The sequence below is a fragment of the Paucimonas lemoignei genome (genome assembly GCF_004342585.1).
Taxonomy (GTDB): domain Bacteria; phylum Pseudomonadota; class Gammaproteobacteria; order Burkholderiales; family Burkholderiaceae_D; genus Paucimonas; species Paucimonas lemoignei.
Genome location: NZ_SLZQ01000003.1, coordinates 13500 through 26556, shown reverse-complemented (window position 1 = coordinate 26556; position 13057 = coordinate 13500). Strand labels below are relative to the sequence as shown.

The 13057-nt window shown below is 52.9% G+C and carries 18 protein-coding genes; 7 read left to right on the top strand and 11 right to left on the bottom strand.

What is annotated here, in order from left to right:
* Positions 1 to 61 precede the first annotated feature (61 nt).
* The 7 genes from EDC30_RS05595 to EDC30_RS05565 all read left to right on the top strand — a co-directional run bounded on the left by EDC30_RS05595 (position 62) and on the right by EDC30_RS05565 (position 4979).
* On the top strand, positions 62 to 301 hold the full coding sequence (locus tag EDC30_RS05595; RefSeq protein WP_341539865.1) for a type II toxin-antitoxin system RelE/ParE family toxin: 240 nt from the start codon (positions 62 to 64) through the stop codon (positions 299 to 301).
* The gene (locus tag EDC30_RS05590) at positions 288 to 599 is read left to right on the top strand and encodes a helix-turn-helix domain-containing protein (RefSeq protein ID WP_132257823.1); all 312 of its coding nucleotides are present in this window, start codon (positions 288 to 290) and stop codon (positions 597 to 599) included. Before EDC30_RS05595 ends, EDC30_RS05590 begins: the two co-directional genes overlap by 14 nt.
* Before the next feature lie 252 nt (positions 600 to 851).
* The gene (locus EDC30_RS05585) at positions 852 to 1889 is read left to right on the top strand and encodes a hypothetical protein (protein WP_132257822.1); all 1038 of its coding nucleotides are present in this window, start codon (positions 852 to 854) and stop codon (positions 1887 to 1889) included.
* A gap of 316 nt (positions 1890 to 2205) precedes the next feature.
* A complete protein-coding gene (locus EDC30_RS05580; protein ID WP_132257821.1) occupies positions 2206 to 2736 on the top strand; it encodes a tetratricopeptide repeat protein in 531 nt (176 codons plus the stop codon).
* A 38-nt stretch (positions 2737 to 2774) separates the two neighbouring features.
* Entirely contained in the window at positions 2775 to 3953 is a 1179-nt protein-coding gene (locus EDC30_RS05575) for a tetratricopeptide repeat protein (RefSeq protein ID WP_132257820.1), read from the top strand.
* A 19-nt stretch (positions 3954 to 3972) separates the two neighbouring features.
* A complete protein-coding gene (locus EDC30_RS05570) occupies positions 3973 to 4560 on the top strand; it encodes a tetratricopeptide repeat protein (protein ID WP_132257819.1) in 588 nt (195 codons plus the stop codon).
* A 38-nt stretch (positions 4561 to 4598) separates the two neighbouring features.
* Positions 4599 to 4979: a hypothetical protein gene (locus EDC30_RS05565; protein WP_132257818.1), complete on the top strand. Its 381-nt coding sequence runs from the start codon at positions 4599 to 4601 to the stop codon at positions 4977 to 4979.
* Here EDC30_RS05565 and EDC30_RS05560 read toward each other — a convergent pair.
* The 11 genes from EDC30_RS05560 to EDC30_RS05510 are packed head-to-tail and all read right to left on the bottom strand — an operon-like array spanning position 4963 to position 13037.
* A complete protein-coding gene (locus EDC30_RS05560; RefSeq protein ID WP_132257817.1) occupies positions 4963 to 5736 on the bottom strand; it encodes a sigma-70 family RNA polymerase sigma factor in 774 nt (257 codons plus the stop codon). The genes EDC30_RS05565 and EDC30_RS05560 overlap by 17 nt on opposite strands.
* Positions 5737 to 6501 carry a flagellar type III secretion system pore protein FliP gene (fliP, locus tag EDC30_RS05555; protein ID WP_132257816.1) on the bottom strand — a complete coding sequence of 255 codons (765 nt, stop codon included), beginning with the start codon at positions 6499 to 6501 and terminating at the stop codon, positions 5737 to 5739. It abuts the gene before it with no gap.
* Between the two features lie 2 nt (positions 6502 to 6503).
* The gene (locus EDC30_RS05550) at positions 6504 to 6962 is read right to left on the bottom strand and encodes a hypothetical protein (RefSeq protein WP_132257815.1); all 459 of its coding nucleotides are present in this window, start codon (positions 6960 to 6962) and stop codon (positions 6504 to 6506) included.
* Entirely contained in the window at positions 6949 to 7305 is a 357-nt protein-coding gene (locus tag EDC30_RS05545) for a FliM/FliN family flagellar motor switch protein (protein WP_132257814.1), read from the bottom strand. Before EDC30_RS05545 ends, EDC30_RS05550 begins: the two co-directional genes overlap by 14 nt.
* A 13-nt stretch (positions 7306 to 7318) precedes the next feature.
* Positions 7319 to 8104, bottom strand: a complete 786-nt coding sequence (locus EDC30_RS05540; RefSeq protein WP_132257813.1) for a FliM/FliN family flagellar motor switch protein — start codon at positions 8102 to 8104, stop codon at positions 7319 to 7321.
* The gene (gene flgF / locus EDC30_RS05535) at positions 8104 to 9321 is read right to left on the bottom strand and encodes a flagellar basal-body rod protein FlgF (RefSeq protein ID WP_132257812.1); all 1218 of its coding nucleotides are present in this window, start codon (positions 9319 to 9321) and stop codon (positions 8104 to 8106) included. The genes EDC30_RS05540 and flgF overlap by 1 nt, the downstream gene beginning before the upstream one ends.
* 13 nt (positions 9322 to 9334) lie before the next feature.
* A complete protein-coding gene (locus EDC30_RS05530; RefSeq protein WP_132257811.1) occupies positions 9335 to 9742 on the bottom strand; it encodes a flagellar hook assembly protein FlgD in 408 nt (135 codons plus the stop codon).
* A 15-nt stretch (positions 9743 to 9757) separates the two neighbouring features.
* Complete coding sequence (locus tag EDC30_RS05525) at positions 9758 to 10462, bottom strand: hypothetical protein (protein ID WP_132257810.1); 705 nt, start codon at positions 10460 to 10462, stop codon at positions 9758 to 9760.
* Complete coding sequence (locus EDC30_RS05520) at positions 10428 to 10874, bottom strand: hypothetical protein (RefSeq protein ID WP_132257809.1); 447 nt, start codon at positions 10872 to 10874, stop codon at positions 10428 to 10430. Before EDC30_RS05520 ends, EDC30_RS05525 begins: the two co-directional genes overlap by 35 nt.
* Positions 10871 to 12205, bottom strand: coding sequence for a FliI/YscN family ATPase (locus EDC30_RS05515; protein ID WP_207907216.1), 1335 nt, complete (start codon positions 12203 to 12205; stop codon positions 10871 to 10873). Before EDC30_RS05515 ends, EDC30_RS05520 begins: the two co-directional genes overlap by 4 nt.
* Entirely contained in the window at positions 12192 to 13037 is an 846-nt protein-coding gene (locus EDC30_RS05510; protein WP_132257808.1) for a FliH/SctL family protein, read from the bottom strand. The genes EDC30_RS05515 and EDC30_RS05510 overlap by 14 nt, the downstream gene beginning before the upstream one ends.
* Positions 13038 to 13057 lie beyond the last annotated feature (20 nt).

The following is a 13057-nucleotide window of genomic DNA, read 5'->3' as shown; positions in this document are numbered from 1 at the left end:
GCTATAATCCATCCAAACACAGGGAGTTTTATAAGAATGCAAATCTTCCAGACGAAATGGTCTGCCGGCTAGGCAGCTAAGGACGGCTTGTCGGAGCAGTCGTTGCGTAATGCGGTGGCCGAGATGGAGCAAGGCGTTCTTCCTGTACGGCTTTGCCAAGAACCAGCGCGACAACATCGACGACAAGGAATTGAGAGCGTTAAAGCTGTTGGCGGCGCAATTGCTGGGATACGACCAGAAAGCACTGGAGAAAGCGGTCAAGGTGCGGGAATTGATTGAGGTGAAACATGAAAAAACATGACAAATTGCTAGACGTGCTGCACGGCACAGCCAAAGGCTTGCATGAGGCTGGCGTGATGGATGCAAAGACCATGCGCGAATTCGACGCGCTGTGTCTGCCGCCGGTGCAGGAATACAGCGCTGCGCAAATCAAGCGGCTGCGGCTGCGCTTCAAGGCCAGCCAGGCAGTGTTTGCCGCGTATCTCAATACCAGTCCATCGACGGTGCAGAAATGGGAGCAAGGACAAAAGCATCCGAACGGTCCCTCCTTGAAGCTGCTCAACTTAGTGGACCGCAAAGGATTGGAAGTGCTGAAGTAGGTAAGTTTCTAGCTCGTCAGGCGCGCGGCTTGCGCCCGCGTGGTCATACAATTGCACAGTCGTGAATTAACTCCTTATATTGAGGTACTAACGGTTTAAGAGACATTTGTGTCCAAAACAACGAAATAGGAAATTTTTAAAAATGGAGCGCATTTAATGGCCTTTTAGTTTTGCCCAAAATAAATTCCTGATATTCTGCCAATTCCAATTTATCGGTAGATTTTAGAAACTAACAATTACGGACAAGATGCCATGTATAAAATCGTCCTGATGAACCATTTCAAGTGCATGAGCCAGGCTGTGAAAGCCCAAGACGCTACGTGCACACTTGATATGGACAACTTCCACCTGACGATCGCGCGGGAAGGGCAGCGCGCTACCTTCGAGCCGCAATTCTTCGTGCGCAACGAGCGCGGTCTCGTTTTCACTCCCGAATTTGGCGACGATGTCATCAATTTCGTTGGTTGGCTGCCTTACTTTAACAAGCGCTGGCCTCTGGGTTACGACAAGCTCGAGTTCAAGAAGTGGGCGGTGAAAAATGGCCATCGCACGCCGCCTTACTGGCAAATCGTCGATGCGCCGATTCGCGATGTCTTGCGCAAGAAAAGCAAATCCTCCATCGGCCGCGGCATTTCGGGGCCCTACAAGGTAATTGAGCCGGGATCTCAGGAAGCCTTGTTGAGCGAAGGTGATTACTTCGAATCCTTTACCTTTGGCCGTATCTGCAAGGTCTGGTACTGGAATGGCAAAGTCGTCGCCGCCGAAGTTCGCAAGGCGCCGACCGTGGAAGGCGATGGCATCCGCAACATCAAGCAATTGGTCTCCGACCGTACCGACCCGTTCGGGCGCGAGATCAACTGGCATGCGGTGCAGTCAACCTTGCATTACCAAGGGTTTTCTCCTGCCTATATCCCTCAGTTAGGAGAGAAGATCGTAGTGGATTACCAGTACGCCTCTCGCCTGACCAACCTGACTTTTAACAACGATAACCTGGTGCTGGCTGGCCTGGCGCCGCAATACGCTGAACAGATGGCGCGCATGGGCGAAGACTTGTGGACGCAGCTGCCGCAGGAAATTCGTCAAAACACGCTGTTTTCGGTTGATGGCATGGTGGATGACGACGACCAGATCTGGTGGGTAGAAGCTAACTGTAATCCGCTGGTGCATCCGGATGCGTATCCGCACATGGTGGCAAGCGTATTAGAAGGCGGCGCAGCGACGAAGACTCCGGCTGAACCGCCAGCGGCTCCGCCGCCGTTCCAGCCGCCTCCGCCCTTTACGCTGCAATAAAGCGGGTATCTCAATCGCTTGATGTTGTTGTAATTTTAAGTAATCGGCTGCCTGGACCTTGTTCAGGCAGCCTTTTTTATATGGACTAAACAAATCCCGATTTGTGCGGATACCTTGTGAAAGGCCACGAGAAATCGAGATTGTTTTTTCAGTGCTGAGCGGCCTTTCATCTCCACGCCTATGCGATAGCAAGGTGCCAAGCTTCTCTTCATAGCATTCCAGTCTCGATTGATTACCCAGTCTGGCCTTGCCGGAATGCCGGTCGAATGCCGTTATTGGTAAACTTGTAACAATATAATCATAAGGAAACAGGCCAATGAACCAGTGGGAGAATTTGGAACACGATGAGCTGATCGCCTTGGCTCGCCTGGATATCGACCAGGGCAGGGTGGAGCAGGGTTTGCTGAAGCTGAAATATCTGCTGGCCGCTGACGCGGTACAGCCAGTCGTCTTGAGCATGGCGGCCCGCCTGTATGCGCAACTTGGCTTGTTCGACCGCGCCCAGCCGCTGTATGAGCAATATCTGGAATTGCAGCCGGACGCGCTGGAAGAGGAGTTCCAGCTCGGCATGGTCAAGTTCGACAAAGGCGAGGGTGACCAGGCTTTGGAAATCTGGGAAAGGGTAATGAAGCGGCAACCGACTTTTCCGCCGGGATTGTTCTTCAGTGCGGTAGTCTTGCGCCAGCAGGGTAAAATTGCCGACGCGCGGCGCAACCTCGATGTATTGATGCAAACGGCGCCGAATGACAACCTATATTACGGCCGTGGGCAGGAACTGTTGCAGGCAATCGAGAGAGACGTCACGCAACAGAGCCCTGCTTCCATGCCGATATATCAGGCCAGTTAACTCAGGCTAGTTAAGCCAGTTAAAGTAAATTAGCGCAAATGACAAACGTGAACGCTGCATTGGAAGATCGCCTGCATAAGCTGCTCGGCTATCTGGAAGCTGATCCGGAAAACTTTTCCCTGGTGTGCGAAGCAGGCGATTTGTGCCTGCAACTGGGGGATATGGCTAAAGCGCGCCCGCTGCTTGAAAAGGCGCTCGCCATGCAGCCGGAGGACGCCGGCGCGCAGTACCGCATGGCTGTGCTGCTGTATCGTGAAAAGGATTGGGAAGCCAGCCAGGCATTGACGAAAAAGTTGCTCGATGCCGGCCAGACGCATGCGGCGATCCGTTATCAGCATGTGTTGTCGCTGACGCGCCTTGCGCGGTTTGAGGAAGTCGAGCCGGTGCTGGCCTCGTTGATCGAAGAAAAGGCGGAATTCCCGGAACTGCCGCATTTGTATATCCGTACCCTGCATTACCTCGGCAAGCTGGAAGAGGCGACGGAATATGCCAACACCTATTTGCAGGGCAAGCCGGATGACTCGGTCGCCAATGGCATGCTGAGTCTGTTGTATCTCGACCAGGACCAGTTCGACCAAGCCGACGGCACTGCGCGCGAAGTGTTGAAAGCAGCGCCGGACAACTTGGATGCGCTCATTACTGCCGGTTCCACCGCGATGGGGCTGGAACGTTATGAAGAAGCTCGAGAACTCTTCGAGCATTCCATCGAAGTGAGCCCGCGTAACGGGCGAGCCTGGCTTGGCTTGGGGCTGGGATCGATGCTGGAAGGCGATTTGCCACAGGCTGGCAACAAGCTGGAAAAAGCCATCGAGTACATGCCCGAGCATCTCGGTTCCTGGAATACGCTGGCTTGGGTACAGATTCTGCAGCGGGATTTGGACGCAGCCGAAGCGACGCTGCAGAAATGCCTGGATATCAACCATAACTTCGGTGAGACGCACGGCAGCCTGGCGGTGGTGGCGGCGATGCGCGGCCAGTGGGATAAGGCCAAGGTTTTAACCGAAAAAGCCTTGCGCCTGCAGCCGGATTCGTTTTCGGCGCGTTATGCGCAAAGCTTGCTGATGGCCCAACGCGGTCGCCCGCAGCAGGCCAGCGCCTTGGTGAACGCCATGCTGGATAATTTCAATGCGCCGGGCGGCGGCAACCTGAACGACCTGATTCGCCGCTTTGCCACCCGCAGGCAAGGTAGCCAAGACAATACCAAGAAACCCCATTAACTCAGACCACACAGCCATTATGGAATTACAAACCTCCGATCTGGATGCCGACGAGTTGTTACACCTGGCGATACAGGCAAGCCAGTCCGACCGGCACGATCAAGCCATCACTTACCTGAAACGTGCAATGGCCAAGGCTCCGGAAAACGCTGATATCTATTATTTTTTGGGCGCCGAGCATGCGCAGATCGGCCTGTATGAGCGCGCCATGGAAGAAATGGCGCAGGCACTCGAGCTCAATCCTGCATTGCATACCGCGCGCTTTCAGCTTGGCTTGCTGTACCTGACTTCCGGTCGCGTCGAGCCCTCGCTGCAAACGTTGCAGCCCTTGGAGGAGTTGGGTGAGCAAAGTTATTTTTACTGGTTCGCTTTGGGTCTTGGCCACCTGATTCGCGACGAGTTCGCCGATTGTAAGCGCACCCTGGAGCAGGGCATCGGCTTGAACCAGGCCAATCCGGCGCTGAACAATGATATGCAGCGCATTCTTGATGCCATGAAGGACAAAATTGATGCGCCCACTGATGCGCCGGTAGAGGAAGCTGAGGCTGGTGGCGGTAATCTCTGGTTATCGGCTTATCAGAAAGATGATGACGAGACGCAGCATTGAGCACCTGATTCCGGCAGTCCAGGAAGTGACGGCATGGCATGACATCGATTAACCGCTTCGACCGCGCACTTGAAACGTTGCGCCAGGCGCTTGCCGAGCGCCCTGGTAAAAATGCCGCGGCAGGAAAGAGCAGCCAGGGCCGGGAAGTTGGCCGCGCTGCCGCGAGTAATCGTACGCAGCAACTACGCCGCAGAATCAAGGACAGACTCGCTTCTTTGGACCTCTCGCAACGAGCAGGGCAGGAAAAGGGAGCGACGATTTTTCTTGAAACGGTATTGGGCAATGAGTTTGGCGCGGAATTGCTGGAAGACCCGGCTTTTTACAATTTGCTCGCCGACGTACGGAACACGATGTTTGCCGATCAGGGAACGCAAAAAGATTTAGTGTCCCTGTTAATGGAGCTTAAAGGCTCAAATTAAGGTGGACGGTATCCGCCATACCTTTTAGACTTTTTAGCGCTTGCTTGTGCAACTGCGAGATACGGCCCTTGCTTAGTTGCATGCGAGTCCCAATTTCTTCCATCCCTAGCCCGAAAAAGTAGTGGTATTTGATCACGGCTTTTTCTTTCTCGGGAAGCAGGTCGACCAGTTTCTGCAGCAATCCTTCCAATTGCTTTACCGCGTGAACGGTATAGCCATCGCGTTCGTCCGTTTCAGTGTCATCGCAATACATGCCAGACCCTTCGAGCATGTAGCCGATGCTTAAGCCTACCGCCAGTTCCACCATGTCATCGAATAGGGTTTCCTTGGCCTTCGATTTTTCTGTGGCGCGCTTTTCCGTGATGGACTCGATGCGTTCCTTGCGTAAGCGGCTGAGCATACTGATCTGTGCATGCTGCTCGCTCAGCTTGGGAAGTTCGTTCAGTATCGCTCCCTCGATGCGATATTGCGCAAAAGTCTGGAAGGAGGCACCAAGCGCGGAGTCGTAGCGGTCGATGGCCTGGATGAGGGCGACGGATGCAGTGTGCAGGTAGTCGTCAAAAGGGGCTTCCAGGCCTTGGCGGCGCCCATAGAGTTTTGCCGCCAGCATGCGCGCAAATGGTAAATACAAATCGATGAGCTGCAGCCGCACAGCCGCATCCTTTGTGGATGCGAATTGCAGCCACAGCTCCTTTTCGGTGGCCTGGAACGCAGCAACGTTCTTGTCCCCGTCGATTTTTGCGCGACCAGCCGGCATTTAGTGGAAGCTTCCGATCATAGCGCGGACAACCAGATTCCATCCATCAATCAGTACGAACATGAGAACCTTGAGCGGCAGGGAAATGACGACCGGCGGCACCATCATCATACCCAGGGACATCAGCACGCTCGACACCACCAGATCGATCAGCAGGAAGGGAAGGAAAATCACAAAGCCGATCTGGAATGCGGTTTTCAGCTCGCTCAGCATATAGGCCGGGATCAGTTGGGTCATGCTGATGTCTTCGATTTTTTGCGGCGCGGGAGTCTGGGACAGCTCGACCATTAGCATCAGGTCTTGTTCACGGGTCTGCCGGATCATGAATTCCTTCACCTGGGCGGTCGCTATCTCCAGCGCTTTTTCCTGCTTCAGTTGTCCGCTGGTGTAGGGCTGATAGGCCTGCTTGTTAATCTGCTCCAGTACCGGCATCATCGTAAATAGCGTAAGGAACAGGGCCAGGCTGACCAGCACCTGGTTGGGTGGCGTTTCCGGCATGCCGATGGCGTGGCGGATCATCGACAGAATGATGATGATGCGAGTGAACGCCGTCATCGTGAACAGAATGGCCGGCGCCAAGCTCAGTAATGACAGCAGTATCAGCAACTTGATCGGCATGCCCAGATCCTGCGGCTTGCCTTTGGCGGAATCGGTAATCGAAATGTCGAATCCGCCGATACTTGCATCCGCAGCAGTCGCGTGGCCGGCAAGCGCCAACAACAATAAAAATGCCAATGGCAAGAGCGCCAACTTAAAAAAACGCATGATTAATCCGGCAGTTTATGGTTGGAAGGCTGGACTTGATGGCCGGACGCTGGATCGAGCGGTTCCTCGGAAATCGTCGCGATTGTATTCCCGCCGTGAGCAATCAGGATTTCCTTGTCGCGGTAGGTCACCAGATACATTGTCAATTGCGGGCTAAGCCGGATACGTTCCTTCAGCCGCACCGACGTTGGCTTCAGAAACGCTGGCCCGCCCTTTTTCTGCAACTGATTGCGCAGGTAATACAGGCCGGCTACTGCAGCGCCGAGGATTGCAAGGGTGATGAGCATCGTGAATAAGGATTGCTCAGCGAAACCTTGCGGTTCGCTCTTGAATGGAATACTGGCTGGGGCATTCGACCGGTCTTGTTGTGCCGGTTGCGTCGCAGCGGCATTCTGTGCGAATGCATTCCCAACGATTGCCAGGGCCAGGCACAGGCAAAAAAGTACCTTACGAATTAGCATGTTCGGCTTGGATTTCGGTGACCTGGATGCCGAAGCTGTCGTCTACGACAACAAGTTCACCTTTTGCAATCAGCTTGTCTTCAAGGTACAGGTCGATTGGCGCATTGGCCGGCACATCGAGCTTGAACGATGAGCCTTCTTTGAGAGCAAAGAGTTCTGCGACAGTTAATTCGGCATCGCCAACTACTGCGCGCACCTTGATTTTGACATTGCCAATCAGCTTGATGCCGTTATTGACCAGCGTTTTTCCTCTTGCGCCTTGCTCCTCGATCGGCTGCAGCGCAACCGGCTGTACTTCGATCTGATTTTCTTCGTTTTGATGGGGCTGGTGTTGGGAAGTCATTGCTATTCCGTTGTTAAGTAGTCAGTTCGATCGCTTTGTTGTTATCGCGTTTGCCGAGGTAGGCATGACAAATCACTTGCTGGGTGTCGGCCATTTGCACGGTAAACGGCTGGTTTGGTTTCAAGTTCAGACGAATCACGTTGCCAGGCCTGAGTTCCATCAGATCAGCAAGGCGCAGTTCGGCCTCGCCAGCCGTCACCTGGATTTTCAGTTTTCCACTGCCTATGAGCGCTTGTCGGGAGGACAGTTTCGCGCCAGTCTTGATGATGCCGGTAGTGCCGCTTAGCATCCGTGCAAGGCTTTGTGAAAGGTATAGATGAATTGTGCTGTCCTGGTCGGTAATAGTTGCCACGACAGTACCGCTGCCTTTACGAAGCAATTGGGATAGCTGTATTTGTTCGGATGAAGCAGCGTCATGACCTTGCAAAATGATTGCAAGCAGATCATCCAGAGCCTGTAACAAAACCGCCGATCCGACCGTGCCGAACAGGTCCTTTGACGTGGCTTTGATGACATGGTCTCCCGTGATACGCGAGTAGAGATGCTGCAACGTGCGACTTGAATAGGCAAGTTGGCAAGCGCCGCTGCTATGGCTGCGGAGCTCGAAGCTTCCCGCCAGGCCTTGTCTGCCGCTTTCAAGTGGTACAGCTTCATGGCCGTTGACAACGGTATCTGCGACGGGCAGGGCGGCAACAGTTATGAACCATTTATCAGCCCAGGCAGAAATAGCGCTATTCAATCCAGCCTGTATCGCAGCGAGGTCTTGCTTGGTAAAGATTGTGTACTTACAGACTTCCATTAACGGCGGCCTTTCAAGTCAAGCAATTGCTGCATCATTTCATTGGCAGCGCTTACTACCTGTGACGACGCCTGGTAGCCGCGTTGGGTAACAATCAGGTCGGAAAATTGCTGTGTCAGGTCGACATTGGAGCTTTCGATGCTGCCGCCGCTGATTCTTCCAAATACTGAGCTCTTTGCCGCGCCGATAATGGGTAGTTGATCCGTGTCGTTGACGAATAAGTTCCCACCTTGCTGATTCAGCGCAGGCAGGAAATTAAACCATGCAAGCGCGAGTTTTTTGGCATTGGCTGTCTGTCCATTGGAATAATTCAGAACGATCAGGCCCTCATCGTTGTAGCTTATCTTGTTCAATGAACCAACCGCATAGCCATCCGTAGACTGCACGCTCAGAGTCGACTCCGTTCCGGAAGAAAAATTGGTTGTGGCAGAAAATGTTCCTGGCTGACCGAAGTCGATGGTGATTTGCTGTTCGCTTGCGTCGGCTGGCGCGTAGGTGAAGGTGAATTTTTCGTATCCGGCTAGCGGCGAGCCGTCACCCTGGAAACGGACTTCGCCGTTCGCCACAACATTGCCAGCCTGGTTTTTCACTTCAATGAGCCAACTGCGAGGCGTGACTGTGCTGTTATTGGTAAAGATTAGCGTGAGCGGTTGATTTTGGCCATTGCTATCAATGGCATTAACATTGGATATTGTATGGCTGTTGTCTACATCGTTGACCGATAGATTGCCGCTCAATTTCACCAGGGTGGTTATCTTTGGCGGATTAACCCGGTAGTCCGAAATATTAAAATCTTCCAGACTGGTACCGGTATTGCTCATCACTGCGACCCGGCCACCGGTTGCCTTGGCAACGAGGTAGCCGTCTGAATTAAATTCAAATTGGCCAGCGCGGGTGTAATAGGTTTTATCTCCATCGCGCAAGATAAAAAGCCCGTTGCCGTCAATTGCTGCATCCTGATCGTTGCCAGACTGGCGAAGCTCTCCCTGCTTGAAAATTACCGTTGTGCCTGCGGTGTCGACGCCATTGCCAGAAGTAAATGAGGTATTGTTACCGTTACCTCCAAGATTTTGCTGGTTATAGAAAAGGTCCTCAAATAGCGTTTGAGTACGTTTGAATCCAGGCGTGTTCAGATTTGCCACGTTGTTACTGATATTGCTGAGACCTTTGGAGAACGTGGAAAGCCCGGTAAGGCCAGCATAGACGGAATCGAGCATGATCTATCCTTCCTTAGCGGATAACGGTGATCTGGGAAAGGGATATGTCGGTGACAAATGCCCCTTCGGCGGTTTTTACAGTGAGGAAGGGCTGCCCGTCGCGAAAATTCAACGTCGTTACCGTGCCGACGGTTCTGCCGGATTCGCCATCGACTTCCACTGTCTTGTTTAGCAAACCGACGGCCTGATTACTCGATTGCATCGTCAGTAGCGTATCAATACCGGCGTTCATTTGTCGCGTCTGTTCAAGCGATGTGAATTGCGCCAGCTGGGCGATGAATTCCTGGTTGTCCAGAGGTTTGAGCGGGTCCTGGTACGTCAGCTGAGTCAGCAGGATTTTCATGAATTCTTCCTGGCCGAGCGAATTGGTTGTGGAAGGTACTGCCTCTGCTGAGACGCCGCCGATTGATGTAACTGCCATGATCGTTCCTCCTATTTATCCAATAATTGTTTTGCCATTCAAGACCAGGCTGATCAATTGCTGGCCATCTTCCTGTACTGCTTGCTGAATCCGTTCTGCCATGCTTTGCACCTGTTCTTCATTCTGAAAAGTGGAGTCACGTATCCAAATGCTGACACCGTCGCCTGTATGTACCACATGGACATTCTTGAACGGCCACTTTTGTCTGTAATGTGATTCAAGCAGCGCTATGACTGATGCGAGCTCCATATTGGGCGATAGCTGCGCGCTGCGATGCGCCTGCACTTGCTGAGTGAGTTGCAGCGAAACGAGCGCATGGGTTGACAGGCTCCGAGGTTGGCTGAGGCCGGCAGCATCGCTGGCAACTGTCGGGCTGGAGTCAGCCACGACCAACCCGGCTTTTGCCGAGGCCGGCGCGGGTCGCTTGCCTTCCGATATCTGTGATGCGCTGCCCGGTAATTGTTCAGCATTGGTCTGCCTGCCGCCAGCGTCGGCTGTGAAGGCAGGCATGGATTCCCCGAATTTGACCGACCTGGTGTCCTTCAGTATTCCATTTTGCTCCTGCTCGAATGCCTTTCGCCATGCATCGGCTTTCGCAGTAAGCGAGGCGGTTTGTGGCTGCGACGGCAGGTTGCCTGGGAGTGGCGGCAGAATTTGTTGTGTCGTCATGCTGTATTTTTCTTTGTCAGCTGTTCTTTTGTCGGACAAGCCAAAGCTCATCGTCTTCCTTTTGCTGTATGCCTTGCATGGCAAGTCGAAAGCTACTTTTCAACCGGTCTTCATGCTTTTCCAGCATCTTTACTGACTGCTTCTTCTCTATTAGCCTGTCGTGCGCCTCTTTTTGTTGTTGCTCCAGCTCGTGCAGCACTGCTTCAATCTTGTCGCGTTCCGCCTGAACTGTCTGAACGTATAGGGCTGTCATCTTCCTTAAGTCTGGACGCACCGTGCCGGATTTGGATTCCGTTTCTACCAGTACTGTCTGTGCCTTCTGAATAGCTGTCTGTTTGCTTTGCAGGTCGTTCTGCACTCTTTGCACTGTCGCTGCAACCTGCCGCAGTTCGTCTACCGCAGTAGCCAGCTCCAATTCGCGCACTTGCTTGAGACGATCGAGGGGATATCGGAAATTTTTCATCGTCCCGCTCCCTGGAGTGTCTGTGCCAGTACATCCATGGCTTGAGTTCGCGTACTGGCTGTGTCAATTTCCTGGCGCAGGAAATTGTTCAGCTTGGGAAGCAGTTGAATCGCAAGATCGAGCTCGGGATTGCTTCCCTGCTTATACGCACCAATTTCAATAATGTCCTTACTTTTTTCGTAATTGCTCAATATGCTCGTGCCGCGTTGAACCAGAGCCTTTTCATTCGGTTTCATCAGGACTGGTGCAAGACGACTGATACTTTTTAACACATCAATAGCGGGAAAATGACCATGATTCGCCAATTCGCGCGAAAGGACAATGTGCCCATCAAGAATTGAACGCACGGAGTCGGCAATCGGGTCATTCATGTCGTCGCCCTCCACCAGGACGGTATAGATAGAGGTGATCGATCCACCATTTGCAGAAGCGCCGCAGCGCTCGAGCAGCTTGGGTAGATTGGCGAACACAGACGGCGTATATCCCCGCGCTGTCGGCGGTTCACCAATGGCCAGGCCGATTTCACGTTGAGCCATGGCGAACCGGGTAACCGAATCCATGATAAGCAGGACATCCTTGCCTTTGTCGCGGAAGTACTCGGCAATTGCGGTTGCGGTGTACGCTGCGCAGGAGCGCACCAGCGCGGGCTGATCCGAAGTGGAGACAACAATGACCGAGCGTTTCAGCCCCTCCGGGCCGAGGCTCTTGTCGATAAACTCCTGTACCTCTCGGCCGCGTTCACCGACCAGTGCAATGACGTTGATGTCGGCTTGCATATCCTTGGCAACCATTCCTAGGAGAGTGCTTTTACCGACACCACTGCCTGAAAAAATGCCAACGCGCTGGCCCTTTCCCATCGTGAGAAAACAGTCGATCGCTCGCACGCCGGTTTCAAGGATGTCACGTATCTTTCGACGTGATAGTGGATTCAGTGGCTCGTTTTTCAGGCTGATGTGGTCGGGCAAAGATCCCAGCGGCTTGCCATCGATCGGCTTACCCATGGCGTCGACAATGCGGCCGAGAATTTCATCGCCAACACTGATGCGTAACGGATGGCCAGTAGCAATCACTTCACTGCCTAAACCAATGCCGCGTAATTCGCCGTATGGCATCAATAAGACTTTTCCATCACGCAGACCGACGACCTCGGCATTGATTGGCTGAGTCTGCGAACGGGAGTAAATCTGGCACAACTCGCCCAGAAACGCATCCGGCCCATTCGCCTCGACGACCAGGCCAAAGAACTGCGAGACTTTACCGATGCGGCTAATCAATTCACCGCCTTTGATGGCAGTGACATAGCGGTGCAGATTTAGCTTATGCATCGTCATTTGTTTTACGTACGCCCAGTAAGGTTTCTTTCAACCGTTGTAGCTGGATTTCCAGGCGCGCATCCAGATTACCTGCCTCGGTTTCGATGAGACATCCGCCCAGTTGGACAAGGTTATCAGCTACTACACTGACGCTTTTGATAAACAAGCCGTCTGTATCTGGATCAGTTAACGTTTCCTTGACCAGTTCATAGTCTTTAGACGAAACCCGTACAATCAGCCGCTCGCGTCCCTTAACTTGTTCGATTGCTTGGCGAGTAACGGCATAGGCAATCTTCTTGTCAATGGCGGCCTGCCCAATAATTTTTGTAACCGCTTCAAAAACGACTTCTGCTGCGCTGTCTTCCATTTCTTGAAACAACGCCTCATCCAGGTTTTTAAGAGATTGAAATAACTCCTTCAATTGTCCCAATGCCTGATTCAGCTCTTTCTGGCTGCTGACTTTCGCCGTTTCGAGGCCTGCCTGGTAGCCTTCTAGTTTGGCCTTTTCGTACGCTTCCTGAAGGAGATTCTTTTCTTTCTCTTTTTCTCTTTCCTTCTCTTTTTCCAGGTCGTGCGCCTTTGTTCGCCCTAATTCAGGATGTGGTTCCTGAGATATTGGTTTTGGTACCAGCTTTTCCAGCGTGGCGTCGTTCAGGATCGGCTCGGAAGCGACCTTCGTCACAGAGATGTCAGTAGCCTTGGTCGCCGCTGCCGGTTTGCCAAGCTCGAATTTGGCATCCTGCTTAGGTTTTCCCTGGCCTTGTCCCGATTGCATTCCTGTCTTGGGCTGGCGTACATCGAGAGAAAATGCGTTCTGTGAAACACGCGTCGTTTTAATGATTGGGTCCATTACACATCCAGCAATGAAGA

Coding starts and splice junctions, on each gene's coding strand:
- EDC30_RS05520 (WP_132257809.1), bottom strand. CDS start 10,874: ATGAAAAATTTCCGATATCCCCTCGATCGTCTCAAGCAAGTGCGCGAA.
- EDC30_RS05570 (WP_132257819.1), top strand. CDS start 3,973: ATGGAATTACAAACCTCCGATCTGGATGCCGACGAGTTGTTACACCTG.
- EDC30_RS05560 (WP_132257817.1), bottom strand. CDS start 5,736: ATGCCGGCTGGTCGCGCAAAAATCGACGGGGACAAGAACGTTGCTGCG.
- EDC30_RS05550 (WP_132257815.1), bottom strand. CDS start 6,962: ATGCTAATTCGTAAGGTACTTTTTTGCCTGTGCCTGGCCCTGGCAATC.
- EDC30_RS05510 (WP_132257808.1), bottom strand. CDS start 13,037: ATGGACCCAATCATTAAAACGACGCGTGTTTCACAGAACGCATTTTCT.
- EDC30_RS05575 (WP_132257820.1), top strand. CDS start 2,775: ATGACAAACGTGAACGCTGCATTGGAAGATCGCCTGCATAAGCTGCTC.
- EDC30_RS05525 (WP_132257810.1), bottom strand. CDS start 10,462: ATGAGCTTTGGCTTGTCCGACAAAAGAACAGCTGACAAAGAAAAATAC.
- EDC30_RS05540 (WP_132257813.1), bottom strand. CDS start 8,104: ATGGAAGTCTGTAAGTACACAATCTTTACCAAGCAAGACCTCGCTGCG.
- EDC30_RS05565 (WP_132257818.1), top strand. CDS start 4,599: ATGACATCGATTAACCGCTTCGACCGCGCACTTGAAACGTTGCGCCAG.
- fliP (WP_132257816.1), bottom strand. CDS start 6,501: ATGCGTTTTTTTAAGTTGGCGCTCTTGCCATTGGCATTTTTATTGTTG.
- flgF (WP_132257812.1), bottom strand. CDS start 9,321: ATGCTCGATTCCGTCTATGCTGGCCTTACCGGGCTTTCCACGTTCTCC.
- EDC30_RS05580 (WP_132257821.1), top strand. CDS start 2,206: ATGAACCAGTGGGAGAATTTGGAACACGATGAGCTGATCGCCTTGGCT.
- EDC30_RS05530 (WP_132257811.1), bottom strand. CDS start 9,742: ATGGCAGTTACATCAATCGGCGGCGTCTCAGCAGAGGCAGTACCTTCC.
- EDC30_RS05545 (WP_132257814.1), bottom strand. CDS start 7,305: ATGACTTCCCAACACCAGCCCCATCAAAACGAAGAAAATCAGATCGAA.
- EDC30_RS05590 (WP_132257823.1), top strand. CDS start 288: ATGAAAAAACATGACAAATTGCTAGACGTGCTGCACGGCACAGCCAAA.
- EDC30_RS05585 (WP_132257822.1), top strand. CDS start 852: ATGTATAAAATCGTCCTGATGAACCATTTCAAGTGCATGAGCCAGGCT.
- EDC30_RS05515 (WP_207907216.1), bottom strand. CDS start 12,205: ATGACGATGCATAAGCTAAATCTGCACCGCTATGTCACTGCCATCAAA.